This window comes from Citrobacter sp. CRE-46 (assembly GCF_059615875.1).
The window spans coordinates 1,658,331-1,674,564 of record NZ_CM184341.1; the positions used below are offsets into that span (position 1 = coordinate 1,658,331).

Genomic DNA, 16,234 nt, shown 5'->3' on the forward strand with positions numbered 1-16,234 from the left:
GTGATTATTCACTGTGTCTTAGCTCCCACTTTCTTTTCTCTCCGCTTGGCTAAATGTAAAAAATTGGTTAAGACTGTGATCAGGTCAGACCACTTATTTTTATTTTTACAGGGGAGTGTTATGAGTCAGGCTTTACCGCTGGTTACCCGCCAGGGCGATCGCATCGCCATTGTAAGCGGATTGCGTACGCCATTTGCCCGTCAGGCAACCGCATTTCATGGCATTCCCGCCGTAGATTTGGGGAAAATGGTTGTTGGTGAACTGCTGGCGCGTAGCGAAATACCCGCTGATGTGATCGAGCAACTGGTCTTTGGTCAGGTGGTACAAATGCCTGAAGCCCCCAATATTGCTCGTGAAATCGTACTGGGAACCGGTATGAATGTGCACACGGATGCCTACAGCGTAAGCCGAGCCTGCGCTACCAGCTTCCAGGCAGTAGCGAATGTCGCGGAAAGCCTGATGGCGGGGACAATTCGCGCCGGAATTGCCGGCGGGGCGGACTCGTCGTCTGTCCTGCCGATTGGCGTCAGCAAAAAGCTGGCGCGCGTGCTGGTGGATGTCAATAAAGCCCGCACAACAGGGCAACGCCTGAAACTGTTTTCCCGGCTGCGTTTGCGTGACCTGATGCCTGTACCCCCCGCCGTCGCTGAATATTCCACCGGCTTGCGCATGGGGGATACGGCCGAGCAAATGGCGAAAACCTATGGCATTACGCGCGAGCAGCAGGATGCCCTGGCGCATCGTTCTCACCAACGTGCCGCTCAGGCATGGGCTGAAGGAAAGCTCGCCGATGAGGTGATGACCACCTACGCGCCACCGTTTAAAGATCCTCTTTCCGAAGATAACAATATTCGCGGCAACTCTACGCTGGCCGATTACGCCAAACTGCGTCCGGCGTTTGACCGAAAGCACGGCACCGTCACTGCGGCGAACAGTACCCCGCTGACGGACGGCGCAGCCGCGGTGATATTGATGACGGAGTCGCGTGCGAAAGAGCTGGGACTGGTGCCGCTGGGGTATTTACGCAGCTATGCTTTCACCGCAATTGATGTCTGGCAGGACATGCTGCTGGGACCGGCGTGGTCAACACCGCTTGCGCTGGAGCGAGCTGGACTGACGATGACGGATTTAACCTTGATCGATATGCATGAAGCCTTTGCCGCACAAACGCTGGCGAATCTTCAGTTGCTGGGCAGCGAACGTTTTGCCCGCGAAGTGTTGGGTAGGGCGCATGCCACTGGCGAGGTTGATGACAGTAAATTTAACGTGCTGGGTGGGTCTATTGCCTATGGACATCCTTTCGCTGCTACCGGTGCGCGAATGATCACGCAAACCCTCAATGAATTACGCCGGCGTGGCGGCGGCTTTGGTTTAGTCACCGCCTGTGCGGCAGGTGGTTTGGGTGCGGCAATGGTTCTGGAGGCGGAATGATGGAAATGACATCGGCTTTTACGCTAAACGTGCGTCTGGATAACATTGCTGTTGTCACCATTGATGTGCCCGGAGAGAAAATGAATACCCTGAAAGCGGAGTTTGCTTCTCAGGTTCGGGCCATCCTGAAACAAATTCGCGACAACAAAGCGCTGCGCGGTGTGGTGTTCATTTCAGCGAAACCCGATAACTTCATCGCCGGAGCAGATATCAACATGATTGGTAGCTGCCGCAGCGCGCAGGAAGCCGAAACGCTGGCCCGCCAGGGGCAGCAGATTATGGCGGAAATCCATGCGTTGCCGATCCCGGTTATCGCCGCGATTCATGGCGCATGTCTGGGCGGTGGCCTGGAGATGGCGCTGGCCTGCCATAATCGTATTTGTACCGATGATGCTAAAACCGTACTGGGTTTGCCGGAAGTCCAGCTTGGTCTGTTGCCCGGCTCCGGCGGCACGCAACGCTTGCCACGCCTTATTGGCGTCAGTACTGCGCTGGATATGATCCTCACAGGGAAACAATTGCGCGCAAAACAGGCGCTTAAAGTGGGGCTGGTGGATGAAGTCGTGCCGCTGTCCATTTTGCTGGAAGCTGCCGTTGAACTGGCTAAAAAAGAGAGTTCCTCACATCGGAGTCTGCCCGTACGTGAGCGGGTATTAGCGGGGCCGCTGGGGCGAGCGCTGCTATTCCGTATGGCCAGTAAAAAGACGGCGCAAAAAACGCAGGGAAATTATCCCGCGACGGAACGTATCCTTGAGGTCATTGAAACCGGCCTTGCCCAGGGAAGCAGTAGCGGTTATGACGCAGAAGCCCGCGCATTTGGGGAATTGGCGATGACACCCCAGTCTCAGGCGCTGCGGCACATCTTTTTTGCCAATACCGACGTGAAAAAGGATCCAGGTAGTGATGCAAAGTCCGGTCCGCTAAACAGTGTCGGCATTCTGGGTGGCGGTCTGATGGGCGGAGGTATCGCCTATGTGACGGCCTGTAAAGGTGGCTTGCCAGTACGTATCAAGGATATTACTGCTAAGGGAATCAACCACGCGCTGAAGTACAGTTGGGATCAGCTTGAAACGAAAGTTCGTCGCCGTCATATCAAAGCCAGCGAGCGCGATAAACAGTTGGCGTTGATTTCTGGATCTACCGATTATCGCGGTTTTGCGCATCGCGATCTGGTTATTGAAGCCGTGTTCGAAGATCTGGCGTTAAAACAAAAGATGGTGGCAGAAGTTGAACAAAATTGCGCACCTCACACTATTTTTGCTTCCAACACCTCATCTTTACCAATTAGTGATATTGCGGCTAAGGCTGCCAGACCTGAACAAGTGATTGGTTTGCACTTTTTTAGCCCGGTGGAAAAAATGCCGCTGGTTGAGGTCATTCCGCATGCAACGACCTCTGAGCAAACTATTGCCACAACTGTCAAGTTGGCGAAAAAACAGGGTAAAACACCGATAGTCGTCAGAGATAAGGCCGGATTTTACGTTAACCGCATTTTAGCGCCTTACATCAATGAAGCTATACGCCTGTTAACCGAAGGCGAGCGGGTTGAAGCCATTGACGCCGCGCTGGTTAAGTTTGGTTTTCCGGTTGGGCCAATCCAACTTTTGGATGAGGTCGGAATTGATACGGGCACTAAAATTATACCTGTGCTTGAAGCGGCGTATGGAGAACGTTTTAGCGCGCCTGCAAATGTTGTTGCTTCAATTTTGAATGACGATCGCAAAGGTAGAAAAAATGGTCGTGGTTTCTATCTTTATGGGGCGAAAGGGCGTAAAAGCAAAAAACAGGTCGACCCTGCAATTTATACGCTTATTGGCGCTCAGGGCCAGGCTCGACTCACCGCCACGCAAATTGCTGAGCGGTGTGTCATGTTAATGCTCAATGAAGCAGCTCGCTGTTTCGACGAGAAGGTCGTCCGCAGCGCCCGTGATGGCGATATCGGCGCTGTATTTGGTATTGGTTTTCCGCCATTCCTCGGCGGCCCGTTCCGGTATATGGATTCCCTCGGCGCGGGTGAAGTAGTTGCGGTTCTGCAACGGCTATCAACACAATATGGCTCGCGGTTTACGCCGTGTGAGCAGTTATTGCTGATGGCGGAACGCGGTGAAAGATTCTGGAATAGTAGGGAAACTGACCTGAATTCATGAGGTCAAAGGTAGGATGAATCCGCACTGAATGTATGGCTCATGCTCAAAATGTAAACAGAGATTGACTATACTTACGCCGTTGAGGTAAAAAACAGCGTTTCATTCGGTGAATGGATAAGGCACAATGCCGGCCACCATATCGTTACCACGGTCAATAGGGGCCGTGATTAACTGGTGTTGGTGATTCTGGTTAACAAAAGCGGTGCAATATGCAAGTTTTTATCATGCGTCACGGCGACGCGGCCCTCGATGCCGCCAGTGATTCGGTTCGTCCTTTAACCTCTTGTGGTTGTGACGAATCTCGCCTGATGGCGAACTGGCTGAAAGGTCAAAAAGTGGATATCGAACGTGTTCTGGTGAGCCCGTTCCTGCGAGCCGAACAAACGCTGGATGTGGTGGGGGAATGCATGAACCTGCCAGGCGGCGTGGATGTTTTGCCGGAGCTGACTCCCTGCGGCGATGTTGGTCTGGTCAGCGCCTATTTACAGGCTCTGGCCAATGAAGGTATCACCACGGCGCTGGTGATTTCTCACTTACCTTTAGTGGGGTACCTGGTGTCTGAGCTTTGCCCAGGCGAAACTCCGCCGATGTTTACCACGTCAGCGATTGCCAGCGTTACGCTTGATGAAAGCGGAAAAGGGGTTTTCAACTGGCAAATGAGCCCGTGTAATCTCAAAATGGCGAAAGCGATATAAGTAGGCCGGATAAGGCACAACCGCCATCAGGAAAATAAAAGAGCCGCAAACGCGGCTCTTTCTGTTTTTCTGCATCAGGGAAGTTCTGGCGGCAGCCACTCTTCCACTTCAATCAGCACCAGCAGTGCGGCGTCGCCACCATACTCTTTCGGTGCCTGATGAAAGGCCATCACGTGCGGATGCTGTGCCAGCCAGAGAGGCGTTTGCTGTTTAAGAATATGCTTTCCGTGGCCATGCATAACGCAGGCGCAAAACACATGCTCACGACGACAGGCGGCGATCAGCGCGCCTAATTCCTGTTTGGCCTGTTGCTGGGTCAGTCCATGCAAATCAAGAAATAGCTCCGGGGAGTAGTCGCCACGGCGCATTTTCTTGAGTTCGAAATGGCTGACGTCGGCACGTAGATATCTTACCGGGCCGTCTGTGTTCAGCAACGGCTGAAATTCGTCAGAAAAATAGTGGCTGGCATCAGCCTGTTCCTGCAACAGCCTTTTAACCGGAACCTCGGTGATTTTTTTACGTAGCGGTCGGTGAACAATAGTGTCTTGCTTAATTTTACGCGTGCCGGTCATCAGCTGGCGAAACAGCGTCTGATCCTCCTCGCTGAGCGATGTTTTCTTTTTCATTCGAGAGTCTCATCTTTTATTTTCCGTTAGTTTAACCCGACTCGACGGGCATCCGATCGCTTAAAACGCAATTTTCGCGTTCAGGCCCGGTGTGGATGCTGATTTATCGCCGTCTTCGTGGCAAACTAGCCGCCGAAATTAATACGAGCATGCCCTGGAGGAATACGTGGATAAAATTTTCGTCGATGAAGCAGTGAGTGAACTGCATACCATTCAGGACATGTTGCGTTGGGCGGTCAGCCGTTTTAGCGCGGCGAATATCTGGTATGGCCATGGCACGGATAACCCATGGGACGAGGCCGTACAACTGGTGCTGCCGTCGCTCTATTTGCCGCTGGATATACCTGAAGATATGCGCACCGCGCGTCTGACCTCCAGCGAGCGCCATCGTATTGTTGAACGCGTGATTCGCCGCGTCAACGAGCGTATCCCGGTTGCTTATCTGACCAATAAAGCCTGGTTCTGCGGGCATGAGTTTTATGTTGACGAACGCGTGCTGGTTCCACGCTCACCGATTGGCGAACTGATCAATAATCGTTTTGCGGGCCTCATCAATGAGCAGCCGCAGCATATCCTCGATATGTGTACCGGCAGCGGCTGCATCGCTATTGCCTGCGCGTATGCTTTCCCGGAAGCCGAAGTGGATGCGGTGGATATTTCGACTGACGCGCTGGCGGTGACTGAGCACAATATTGAAGAACATGGTCTGATCCATCACGTGACGCCGATCCGTTCCGATCTGTTCCGCGAACTGCTGAAAGTGCAGTATGACCTGATTGTGACCAACCCGCCGTATGTCGATGCGGAAGATATGTCCGATCTGCCAAACGAATATCGTCATGAACCTGAGCTGGGTCTGGCGTCCGGTAGCGATGGGCTGAAACTGACTCGCCGCATTCTGGGGAACGCTCCAGATTACCTGGCAGATAACGGTATTCTGATTTGTGAAGTCGGAAACAGCATGGTACATCTGATAGAGCAATACCCGGATGTACCGTTTACCTGGCTGGAGTTTGACAACGGCGGTGACGGTGTATTCATGCTGACCAAAGAACAGTTAGTTGCTGCTCGCGAGCACTTCAGCATTTATAAAGACTAAATACACGCGCACAAACACAACACTCATAACGGAGCCGTGATGGCAGGAAACACAATTGGGCAACTCTTTCGCGTAACCACATTCGGCGAATCACACGGGCTGGCGCTCGGTTGTATTGTCGATGGTGTTCCGCCGGGCATTTCTCTGACAGAAGCTGACCTGCAGCACGATCTCGACAGACGTCGCCCAGGTACGTCGCGTTACACTACGCAGCGCCGTGAACCGGATCAGGTGAAAATCCTCTCTGGTGTGTTCGAAGGCGTGACCACCGGTACCAGCATTGGTCTGCTGATCGAAAATACCGATCAGCGTTCACAGGATTACAGCGCGATTAAGGATGTTTTTCGTCCTGGTCACGCCGACTATACCTATGAGCAAAAATACGGTCTGCGCGACTATCGTGGCGGTGGACGCTCATCCGCACGTGAAACAGCAATGCGCGTGGCGGCCGGGGCGATTGCCAAAAAATATCTGGCGGAAAAACTCGGCGTTGAAATTCGCGGCTGTCTGACGCAGATGGGCGATATCCCGCTGGAGATTAAAGACTGGTCTCAGGTAGAGCTTAACCCGTTCTTTTGCCCGGACCCGGATAAAATCGAGGCGCTCGATGAACTGATGCGCGGCCTGAAAAAAGAGGGCGACTCCATCGGAGCAAAGGTCAGCGTGGTGGCAAGCGGCGTACCTGCGGGTCTCGGTGAACCTGTCTTTGACCGCCTGGATGCCGACATTGCCCATGCGCTGATGAGCATTAACGCCGTTAAGGGCGTAGAGATTGGCGACGGGTTTGACGTTGTCGCGCTGCGCGGCAGCCAAAACCGTGATGAAATCACCAAAGACGGTTTCCAGAGTAACCATGCGGGCGGCATTCTGGGCGGGATCAGCAGCGGGCAGCAAATTGTTGCACATATGGCGCTGAAACCGACGTCCAGTATTACCGTTCCTGGACGCACGATTAACCGCTTTGGCGAAGAAGTCGACATGATCACCAAAGGACGCCACGATCCGTGCGTTGGGATCCGCGCCGTGCCGATCGCAGAAGCAATGCTGGCGATCGTATTAATGGATCACCTGCTGCGTCAGCGGGCGCAAAACGCGGACGTGAAGACTGACATTCCACGCTGGTAAGACATGAAAAAAACGGCACTTGCGGCGCTGGCTCTTTTTGCCAGCACCGCCTGCCTGGCGGCGACGCCCTGGCAGAAAATTACCCATCCGGTGGCGGGCAGCCCGCAGTCTATCGGCGCATTCGCCAATGGCTGTATTGTTGGCGCCGAGACGCTGCCTGTACAGTCTGAACACTATCAGGTGATGCGCACCGATCAGCGACGTTATTTTGGTCATCCGGATCTGGTGATGTTTATCCAGCGTCTGAGTAATCAGGCGAATAATCTGGGGCTGGGCACGGTGTTAATCGGCGATATGGGTATGCCGGCCGGTGGGCGGTTCAATGGCGGTCACGCCAGCCACCAGACGGGACTGGATGTCGATATTTTCCTGCAGTTGCCGAAAACGCGCTGGACCCAGTCACAACTGCTGCGTCCTCAGGCGTTAGATCTGGTCTCACGGGATGGCAAACATGTCGTGCCGTCGCTGTGGAAGCCGGAGATTTTCAGCCTGATTAGGCTGGCGGCAAAAGATAATGAAGTCACGCGCATTTTTGTGAATCCGGCGATTAAGCAGCAACTGTGTCTGGATGCAGGGACTGACAGGGACTGGTTGCGTAAAGTTCGACCGTGGTTCCAGCATCGTGCGCATATGCACGTACGATTACGTTGTCCTGCTGACAGCCTTGAGTGCGAAGATCAACCGTTGCCTCCTCCAGGCGATGGCTGTGGCGCGGAGCTGCAAAGCTGGTTCGAACCTCCTAAACCTGGAACCACCAAGCCTGAGAAGAAGACACCGCCGCCGTTGCCGCCTTCCTGCCAGGCGCTACTGGATGAGCATGTACTCTAATGGATCATTTTGTCTCTCTGTTTATGGTGTCGCCACTGCTGTTAGGTGTGCTTTTTTTTGTGGCAATGCTGGCAGGTTTTATTGACTCTCTGGCCGGAGGCGGCGGTTTACTCACCATCCCGGCATTGATGGCGGCCGGAATGCCGCCCGCGCAAGCGTTGGCCACCAATAAGCTACAGGCCTGCGGGGGATCCATCTCTTCCTCGATCTATTTTATTCGCCGGGGCGTGGTTAATCTGGCGGATCAGAAGCTCAACATCTTCATGACTTTTGTCGGTTCCATGAGCGGCGCGTTGTTGGTCCAGCATGTGCAGTCCGACATATTACGCCAGATCCTGCCGGTGCTGGTTATCTGTATTGGCCTCTACTTTCTGTTGATGCCCAGAGTGGGCGAAGAAGACCGGCAGCGTCGGCTGCACGGTTTGCCTTTCGCGCTGGTGGCCGGGGGCTGTGTTGGGTTTTACGATGGCTTTTTTGGCCCGGCGGCGGGTTCGTTCTACGCGCTGGCTTTTGTCATGCTGTGCGGCTATAACCTGGCAAAATCGACGGCCCACGCCAAAGTATTAAATGCCACCTCGAATATCGGTGGACTGTTGCTGTTTGCCCTCGGCGGCAAAGTGATTTGGGCGACCGGGTTTGTGATGCTCATTGGCCAGTTCATTGGCGCACGGATGGGATCGCGACTGGTGCTCAGCAAAGGACAAAAACTCATTCGGCCAATGATCGTCATTGTCTCCGCCGTGATGAGCGCCAAGCTACTTTACGATAATCATGGACAGGAGATTCTCCACTGGCTGGGGATGAACTAATGAATAACACCCATCACTACGAACAGTTAATTGAGATTTTTAACGGCTGCTTTGCCGATGAATTTAATACCCGTCTGATTAAAGGCGATGACGAACCGATCTATCTTCCTGCTGATGCGGAAGTACCGTATCACCGTATCGTTTTTGCGCATGGTTATTACGCCAGCGCCTTACATGAAATTTCGCACTGGTGTATTGCGGGTAAAGCGCGTCGTGAGCTGGTTGACTTTGGTTACTGGTACTGCCCGGACGGACGCGACGCGAACACGCAATGCCAGTTTGAAGATGTGGAAGTGAAGCCGCAGGCGTTTGACTGGCTGTTTTGCATGGCGGCGGGCTATCCGTTTAACGTCAGTTGCGACAATCTGAACGGCGACTTTGAACCGGATCGCGTGGTATTCCAGCGTCGTGTTCATGCCCAGGTGATGGAATATCTGGAAAAGGGGATCCCGGAGCGTCCAGCGCGCTTTATTAACGCGTTACAGAATTATTATCACACGCCTGAACTTAAGGCGGAACAATTCCCGTGGCCCGAAGCGCTCAACTGAAGCCGCCGCCACGTTTACAATGAGGAAAGAAGATGATCGCGGAGTTTGAATCACGCATTCTGGCATTAATCGACGATATGGTAGAGCACGCCAGCGATGATGAGTTGTTTGCCAGTGGCTATTTGCGTGGGCACCTGACGCTGGCCGTAGCAGAGCTGGACGCTGGCGAGGACCATTCCGCTGAGGCATTGTACACCAATGTGACCAGCAGCCTGGAAAAAGCGATTAGCGCAGGCGAACTTTCGCCGCGTGACCAGGCGTTAGTGAAAGAGATGTGGGACGCTTTATTTCAAAAGGCAACGCAATAATAATTGCAGTGGATTGTGCCGGATGGCGACGCTAAGGCGTCTTATCCGGCCTACGTGGACTGACGATTCGGGTTCAGTTTGTAGGCCTGATAAGCGCAGCGCATCAGGCAATGATGAGAGAGTATTTTATTTCACCGCTTTACCTTTCAATAACTTCCTGACCCACAACCGATTCGGGTTCAGTGCCGCCAGCGTACTGGCATCCATAGGAATGGGTTCATCGCTCATTTGCGAGGCCAGAATTTCTGCACACAGCGGGGCTGAGCACAACCCGCGTGACCCCAGCGCGCCCAGCATAAATAGATCGGCATACACCGGGGCGCTTACCGCGTGCGCTTTGTCTTCGGCAAGCGTGGCGTACTGGCTGAGCGTGGCGTTATAGTCCGCGACATTGCCCACCATCGGGATGTGATCGCGCGTAGCGCAGCGGACCCCGCAGCGGGCGGCATGCGCACTGACGTCCACCTCTTTTGCCCATGCGGCGTGCGGGAAGCAGTCGATTAAACGCTGACGATTTTGCTGCTGGTCATCCTCGCGATACTCAGTCTCCTCACACCCACGATGATAGCTGGCGCCAATGCAGTGTTGCTGGTTTTGCGGGGCATGCGGCGTGAGGTACCCGTCGTAGCACAACACCTGGCGCAGCGCTGACAGCGTAGGCGTGGTGGGGATATGACTCACCTGACCGCCAACGGAATAGACCGGTAACGACTGCGTCTGCTCAAAGCGGTTAATGCGATGGCCGTTAGCCAGAACCACCGCTTCGTGAGTGGCGGTTTCTCCACAGGCAAACTGTAATTGCCAGCTTGCTGTCTGGCGCGTCAGTGAGACCAACGTGTGTTGGTAGCGGGTACGTAATCCCAGCGTTGTGGCATAGTCCAGTACGGCGGCGGTTAACTGCGCCGGGCACAGCCATCCACCTGCCGGATACTGAATCCCGCCGCATCCGGTTTCCACGCCTGTCGTTTGCAACACCTGCTGTGCATCTACGCCGACGGCGAGCGCATCGGGCAGTTCAAGAGACAGCATTTGAGTGATTTTCTGCTGGCTTTTTTCATCCCAGGCGAGCTGCGTCACGCCGCACCAGTCATGTGCGAACTCAACCGGAAGGGCGTCATACAGTCGGCGGGCGAAGGTAAACGCAGTGGGGAAAAAGAGATTAATGGCCGCATCATGCTTGCTGAGTAACGGATAGAGCGCGCCCTGACGGTTACCTGATGCGCCTGCGGCAGGTTTCGCGTCTGCGCAATAGAGTGTGACCTGCCAGCCGCGGCGCAGTAGCGCCAGCGACAGCAATGCGCTGGCGATGCCACCGCCAATAATAGCGGCGTCGCGCTTATCTGTGCCCGTGCGCGTGAACCACGGAGCCGATGAAGGGAGCGCCAGAGTTTGTTCCATGACGCCACAAAGCATTTCGCGTTTGCGGCCAAAGCCTTTACGTTTTTGTATTGTAAACCCGGCTTCCTGCAATCCCCGTCGCACAAAGCCTGCCGATGTGAAGGTGGCCAGCGTGCCGCCGGGGCGAGCCAGTCGGGCCATCGCGTTAAACAGCGTTGGCGTCCACATGTCCGGATTTTTCGCTGGTGCGAAACCGTCCAGGAACCAGGCGTCCACTTTTTGATTCAAAGAGTCATCCAGTTTACTGGTCAGTTCATTAATATCGCCAAACCACAGATCCAGCGTGACGCGCCCATCATCAAGAAGCAGACGATGGCATCCCGCCAGCGGCAGCGGCCACTGCTCTTGCAGTGCCGTGGCCCACGGAGCAAGCTCCGGCCAGTGCTGATGGGCCAGGGTCAGATCTTCACGCGTCAGCGGATATTTTTCGAAACTGATGAAATGTAATCTTTCCAGGGTAGCGTCAGGGTGGGTATCGCGAAAATCGGCAAATGCCTGCCAGAGCGTCAGGAAGTTAAGCCCGGTGCCAAACCCGCTTTCAGCCACCACGAAAAGGGGACGTGAATGCGCAGGAAATCGCTGTGCGAGATGATTCCCGCCGAGGAAGACGTAACGTGTCTCTTCCAGCCCGTTATCATTGGAAAAATAGACATCATCAAAATCTCGGGAAACAGGTGTACCCTCAGCGTTGAATTCAAGGTTGGCAGGTTGTATAGCGTATTGTTTCACGTAAGTTACTCGTCTGGCAGGCTGTGCCCCGATCTTAGCGATGAGTGCCTGGCTGCGCAAATTTCCACATTAAATGGCTGATCGGACTTGTTCGGCGTACAAGTGTACGCTATTGTGCCACTCGAAACTTTAAAATAGTGCGACTTACAGAGGTATTGAATGAAACGTGCAGTGATTACTGGCTTGGGCATCGTTTCCAGCATCGGTAATAACCAGCAGGAAGTCCTGGCATCTCTGCGTGAAGGACGTTCAGGGATCACTTTCTCTCAGGAGCTGAAGGACTCCGGCATGCGTAGCCACGTATGGGGCAACGTAAAACTGGATACCACTGGCCTCATTGACCGCAAAGTAGTGCGCTTCATGAGCGACGCATCCATCTATGCATTCCTTTCCATGGAGCAGGCTGTGGCGGATGCCGGTCTTGCTGCAGAAGATTACCAGAATAACCCGCGCGTTGGCCTGATTGCAGGTTCCGGCGGCGGTTCCCCGCGTTTTCAGGTGTTCGGCGCTGACGCAATGCGTAGCCCGCGTGGCCTGAAAGCGGTTGGCCCGTATGTGGTCACCAAAGCGATGGCGTCCGGCGTTTCTGCCTGCCTCGCAACGCCGTTTAAAATTCACGGCGTAAACTACTCCATCAGCTCTGCCTGTGCGACTTCTGCGCACTGCATCGGCAACGCAGTAGAACAAATTCAACTGGGCAAACAAGACATCGTGTTTGCTGGCGGCGGTGAGGAGCTGTGCTGGGAAATGGCGTGTGAATTCGACGCCATGGGCGCGCTGTCTACCAAATATAACGACGACCCGTCGAAAGCTTCCCGTACCTATGACGCAAACCGTGACGGTTTTGTTATCGCGGGCGGCGGCGGTATGGTTGTGGTCGAAGAGCTGGAACACGCTCTGGCCCGTGGCGCGCACATCTACGCGGAAATCGTCGGTTACGGCGCGACCTCTGATGGCGCAGACATGGTTGCACCGTCAGGCGAAGGCGCAGTACGTTGCATGCAGATGGCGATGCACGGTGTAGACACCCCGATCGACTACCTGAACTCTCACGGTACTTCTACTCCGGTAGGCGACGTGAAAGAGCTGGGCGCAATCCGTGAAGTGTTTGGCGACAACAGCCCGGCAATTTCTGCAACCAAAGCGATGACTGGTCACTCACTGGGCGCGGCTGGCGTGCAGGAAGCTATCTACTCTCTGCTGATGCTGGAACACGGCTTTATCGCGCCGAGCATCAACATTGAAGAGCTGGACGAGCAGGCGGCAGGTCTGAACATCGTGACCAAACCGACCGAGCAGGCGCTGACCACCGTGATGTCCAACAGCTTCGGCTTTGGCGGCACTAACGCGACGCTGGTCATGCGTAAGCTGAAAGCGTAAGTCTGCAAGATGATGTAAAGGGGAGCCTGATGGCTCCCTTTTTTATTTATTCATTTTTTCGTACTCCGGCGCGATTTCTGCCGACCAGGCTTTGGCTCGTGTGATATCACCAGTGCTGTAGATTGGCTGTTCAAATTGATTATCCAGATCCCGCACGCGATAAATTTTCCAGCGACCTTCTTCCCAACGCGTATACACTTCCAGTTGCATGGGCGCTTCGCCTGCCGGCCCACCTAATTGTACTCCCACCTTTTCACCACCGAGAAAGGGCTCAGCCGCTCCAATCTGTAACAGCGGGATCCATTTGGGGTCGTAATCCTGCACGTACATAAAATAGTCAGAATTTATTATTTCCTGCTCGTAAAGGCTGTCAATCAGCGCCAAACGGTCGATAACGTCTTTCGCCACATAACGTTGCATGAGCGCGGACGTATCTCGATCTTGTGTGTAGGCGGACATCCACGCGAGATAGAATTGTTTTACAGCCTGTGTGCTGTCTTGATGAGGCGCATAGCAGCCGCAAAGCATCAGGATGAGAGCAATAAGCGAAAATGCTTTCATTACCGTGTCCCTAAAAATATATTCCGGCAAAAAAGATCGTTGAGTGTCCCCCTGATTGAAAACTATTTCCTCATTGTTAGTGCTTTTCTTCGATAATATAACCCTCTGTTTTGTGGATGCCTTCGGTGATTTCGAGGTTGACAAGTTTAGCCCCTCACAGGCAGACTCCAGCTTCAACATTATCCTCTTGATAATGCGTAAGCGTTTAACGTTATCCAACGCACCTTAATCCTGAAAGTCAGGTAGAGGGGGCGTGGGCATTCCTCGCCTTACTCTGCATTTTGGAGTAACGCATGACAGCAGTAACCCAACAAGAAAAAACACCGTCGGCGAACTTTTCGCTGTTTCGTATCGCTTTTGCGGTTTTCCTGACCTACATGACGGTCGGTCTGCCTTTACCCGTCATTCCTCTGTTTGTGCACCACGAGCTGGGCTATGGCAATACCATGGTCGGTATCGCCGTAGGCGTACAGTTTCTGGCAACGGTCTTAACGCGAGGTTATGCCGGACGCTTAGCCGATCAATATGGCGCTAAACGTTCGGCGCTACAGGGGATGTTTGCCTGTGCGCTGGCGGGCGCGGCGTGGCTTTTAGCCGCGCTATTACCTGTCTCTGTCCCGGTGAAATTTGCGTTGTTGATTGTCGGACGTCTGATCCTTGGCTTTGGCGAAAGCCAACTGCTCACCGGAACGCTGACCTGGGGGCTGGGGCTGGTTGGCCCAACGCGTTCCGGTAAGGTGATGTCGTGGAACGGGATGGCGATTTACGGTGCGCTGGCTGCCGGTGCGCCGTTGGGCTTGCTGATCCATAGCCACTTCGGCTTCGCGGCGCTGGCGGGAACCACGATGGTATTACCGCTGCTGGCCTGGGCATTCAACGGCACCGTTCGTAAAGTGCCTGCGCATGCCGGGGAGCGACCTTCACTGTGGAGCGTGGTCGGGCTTATCTGGAAACCGGGCCTGGGTCTGGCATTGCAGGGCGTGGGTTTTGCCGTCATCGGTACGTTTATTTCGCTTTATTTTGTCAGCAATGGCTGGACGATGGCGGGATTCACCCTGACCGCGTTTGGCGGGGCATTTGTGCTGATGCGCATTCTGTTTGGCTGGATGCCGGACCGGTTCGGCGGCGTGCAGGTCGCTGTTGTTTCATTGCTGGTTGAAACTGCGGGTCTGATCCTGCTGTGGCAGGCTCCCTCTGCCTGGGTAGCTCTGCTCGGGGCGGCATTAACCGGGGCCGGATGTTCGCTTATCTTCCCGGCATTGGGCGTTGAGGTTGTGAAGCGAGTGCCCGCGCAGGTTCGCGGTACGGCGCTGGGCGGTTACGCCGCATTTCAGGATATCTCCTACGGCGTAAGCGGCCCTGTCGCCGGGGTGCTGGCCACCGCGTACGGCTATCCCTCGGTATTCCTTGCCGGGGCGATATCCGCCGTGGTGGGAATTGTTGTGACGTTGCTGACTCTGCGAAAAGGCTAAGCGACCAGCCAGAAAATGGCTAACGCAATCATCAAGGCAATAAATATCAGTCCCGGTCGTGTCGACAGTGATTTAACCGTTTCAATCATCGGCGCGAACGGGCTGTAAATGGGCTGAGGATGGCGCGGATCGTTTAATTCCTGCTCCCGGTCACGTTCCACGCGGCGCAGGAAGATTTGATTCAGCAAGTCCAGCACCTGAACCGTGGTCAGAATCGATTGTGGTTGGATCTGATACGTCTGCTGCGCGTACTCTTTGATTGCCGTCAGCTCATTCGGCTCTAACGGCAGCTTCAGTGCCGCCTGCAGTGTTTGTAAGGTCGGGGCAGTTTGCAGACTGAGCGTCTGGCGCGCCTGCAGCCAGGTGACCAGATGCGAAAATTGTTTGGCGGGGATTAACTCTCCGCTTTTTACCCCAGACAGTTCCAGCATAGACTGCCAGATCATCTTACCGGATTCGCCCGTGGCCGCCGCCAGTTTGGTAACCAACTGGTTCAGCGTGTTGTGCTCTGCGGGGAGTAACGGACGATCGGTAGCCGGACGCTGCTGCGGCTGCGGTATCGAAAGCTGTCCTTGTTGTAACAGGGTCAGCACGTTCTTCAATTGCTCAGGCGTGAGTTGGCTAAGCGCCGTCTGCCCATACTGCTGGCGGATAAAATCACTCACCGCCTGACGGTTATTTCCCTGACTCAATAGCTCCGTGAGCTGCGACAGCACCTGACGATTAGCATGGTTCTGTTGTGCGACTTCCAGCCGCTGGTTCAAATTTTGTTCGGCGGCGGGAAAGTGACGTGACTGCAACGGTGTATCACTTTTGACGCCCAGATCGTGTTTCATTCCGGCCCACACCTCAGCGCTTTGCTGCTGAGTGAGCGAAATCAAACGGGTAATCAGTCGTTCCAGCACGGTACGTTGTATCGTGGATAACGGTTGCTCACCTGCAACGGAGGGGGCATTTTGGCCTTCGCCGGGAGGGCGAGCGGGCGTACCTGAAATGGGCTGCATCGTCTCTGTTCCTTAAATCTGTGCTGACCAGGTCTCGCAGTATGCCTGGCGGCGAGATTATGGCACACTTGCCC

General features: G+C 54.5%; 15 protein-coding genes. 11 read left to right on the forward strand and 4 right to left on the reverse strand.

Annotated elements, in window-relative coordinates; genetic code table 11:
• Window positions 1-120: 120 nt before the first annotated feature.
• The 3 genes from fadI to sixA all read left to right on the forward strand — a co-directional run bounded on the left by fadI (window position 121) and on the right by sixA (window position 4,273).
• Window positions 121-1,431 carry an acetyl-CoA C-acyltransferase FadI gene (fadI, locus tag AC534G_RS07775; RefSeq protein ID WP_069323371.1) on the forward strand — a complete coding sequence of 437 codons (1,311 nt, stop codon included), beginning with the start codon at window positions 121-123 and terminating at the stop codon, window positions 1,429-1,431.
• A complete protein-coding gene (fadJ, locus tag AC534G_RS07780; protein WP_110498803.1) occupies window positions 1,431-3,578 on the forward strand; it encodes a fatty acid oxidation complex subunit alpha FadJ in 2,148 nt (715 codons plus the stop codon). The genes fadI and fadJ overlap by 1 nt, the downstream gene beginning before the upstream one ends.
• 209 nt (window positions 3,579-3,787) lie before the next feature.
• Window positions 3,788-4,273, forward strand: coding sequence for a phosphohistidine phosphatase SixA (gene sixA / locus AC534G_RS07785; protein ID WP_069323372.1), 486 nt, complete (start codon window positions 3,788-3,790; stop codon window positions 4,271-4,273).
• A 74-nt stretch (window positions 4,274-4,347) separates the two neighbouring features.
• Here the strand turns inward: sixA and smrB are convergent, their stop codons facing one another.
• Complete coding sequence (gene smrB / locus AC534G_RS07790) at window positions 4,348-4,899, reverse strand: endonuclease SmrB (protein WP_006683613.1); 552 nt, start codon at window positions 4,897-4,899, stop codon at window positions 4,348-4,350.
• 166 nt (window positions 4,900-5,065) lie between these two features.
• On the opposite strand from smrB, the gene prmB reads away from it, so the two are divergent.
• From prmB to AC534G_RS07820, 6 genes are read left to right on the forward strand one after another with little or no spacing between them, the layout of a single operon-like run.
• Complete coding sequence (gene prmB, locus AC534G_RS07795; protein ID WP_110497319.1) at window positions 5,066-5,998, forward strand: 50S ribosomal protein L3 N(5)-glutamine methyltransferase; 933 nt, start codon at window positions 5,066-5,068, stop codon at window positions 5,996-5,998.
• 39 nt (window positions 5,999-6,037) lie between these two features.
• Complete coding sequence (aroC, locus tag AC534G_RS07800; protein ID WP_110497320.1) at window positions 6,038-7,123, forward strand: chorismate synthase; 1,086 nt, start codon at window positions 6,038-6,040, stop codon at window positions 7,121-7,123.
• 3 nt (window positions 7,124-7,126) lie between these two features.
• Complete coding sequence (gene mepA / locus AC534G_RS07805) at window positions 7,127-7,951, forward strand: penicillin-insensitive murein endopeptidase (RefSeq protein ID WP_038642368.1); 825 nt, start codon at window positions 7,127-7,129, stop codon at window positions 7,949-7,951.
• The gene (locus AC534G_RS07810) at window positions 7,951-8,760 is read left to right on the forward strand and encodes a sulfite exporter TauE/SafE family protein (RefSeq protein WP_038642367.1); all 810 of its coding nucleotides are present in this window, start codon (window positions 7,951-7,953) and stop codon (window positions 8,758-8,760) included. Before mepA ends, AC534G_RS07810 begins: the two co-directional genes overlap by 1 nt.
• The gene (locus tag AC534G_RS07815) at window positions 8,760-9,308 is read left to right on the forward strand and encodes an elongation factor P hydroxylase (RefSeq protein WP_038642365.1); all 549 of its coding nucleotides are present in this window, start codon (window positions 8,760-8,762) and stop codon (window positions 9,306-9,308) included. The genes AC534G_RS07810 and AC534G_RS07815 overlap by 1 nt, the downstream gene beginning before the upstream one ends.
• A gap of 32 nt (window positions 9,309-9,340) precedes the next feature.
• The gene (locus AC534G_RS07820; RefSeq protein WP_038642363.1) at window positions 9,341-9,616 is read left to right on the forward strand and encodes a YfcL family protein; all 276 of its coding nucleotides are present in this window, start codon (window positions 9,341-9,343) and stop codon (window positions 9,614-9,616) included.
• A 126-nt stretch (window positions 9,617-9,742) separates the two neighbouring features.
• On the opposite strand, the gene mnmC is transcribed toward AC534G_RS07820, so the two are convergent.
• Entirely contained in the window at window positions 9,743-11,743 is a 2,001-nt protein-coding gene (gene mnmC / locus AC534G_RS07825; protein ID WP_199981082.1) for a bifunctional tRNA (5-methylaminomethyl-2-thiouridine)(34)-methyltransferase MnmC2/FAD-dependent 5-carboxymethylaminomethyl-2-thiouridine(34) oxidoreductase MnmC1, read from the reverse strand.
• Between the two features lie 159 nt (window positions 11,744-11,902).
• On the opposite strand from mnmC, the gene fabB reads away from it, so the two are divergent.
• Window positions 11,903-13,123 carry a beta-ketoacyl-ACP synthase I gene (fabB, locus tag AC534G_RS07830; RefSeq protein WP_038642358.1) on the forward strand — a complete coding sequence of 407 codons (1,221 nt, stop codon included), beginning with the start codon at window positions 11,903-11,905 and terminating at the stop codon, window positions 13,121-13,123.
• A gap of 42 nt (window positions 13,124-13,165) precedes the next feature.
• Here the strand turns inward: fabB and AC534G_RS07835 are convergent, their stop codons facing one another.
• Entirely contained in the window at window positions 13,166-13,684 is a 519-nt protein-coding gene (locus tag AC534G_RS07835) for a YqhG/Tai3 family protein (protein ID WP_110497325.1), read from the reverse strand.
• 293 nt (window positions 13,685-13,977) lie between these two features.
• Between AC534G_RS07835 and AC534G_RS07840 the strand changes: the two genes are divergently transcribed.
• Window positions 13,978-15,156: an MFS transporter gene (locus AC534G_RS07840; protein ID WP_038642354.1), complete on the forward strand. Its 1,179-nt coding sequence runs from the start codon at window positions 13,978-13,980 to the stop codon at window positions 15,154-15,156.
• On the opposite strand, the gene flk is transcribed toward AC534G_RS07840, so the two are convergent.
• Window positions 15,153-16,160: a flagella biosynthesis regulator Flk gene (gene flk / locus AC534G_RS07845; protein ID WP_069323375.1), complete on the reverse strand. Its 1,008-nt coding sequence runs from the start codon at window positions 16,158-16,160 to the stop codon at window positions 15,153-15,155. The genes AC534G_RS07840 and flk overlap by 4 nt on opposite strands.
• Window positions 16,161-16,234: the final 74 nt, after the last annotated feature.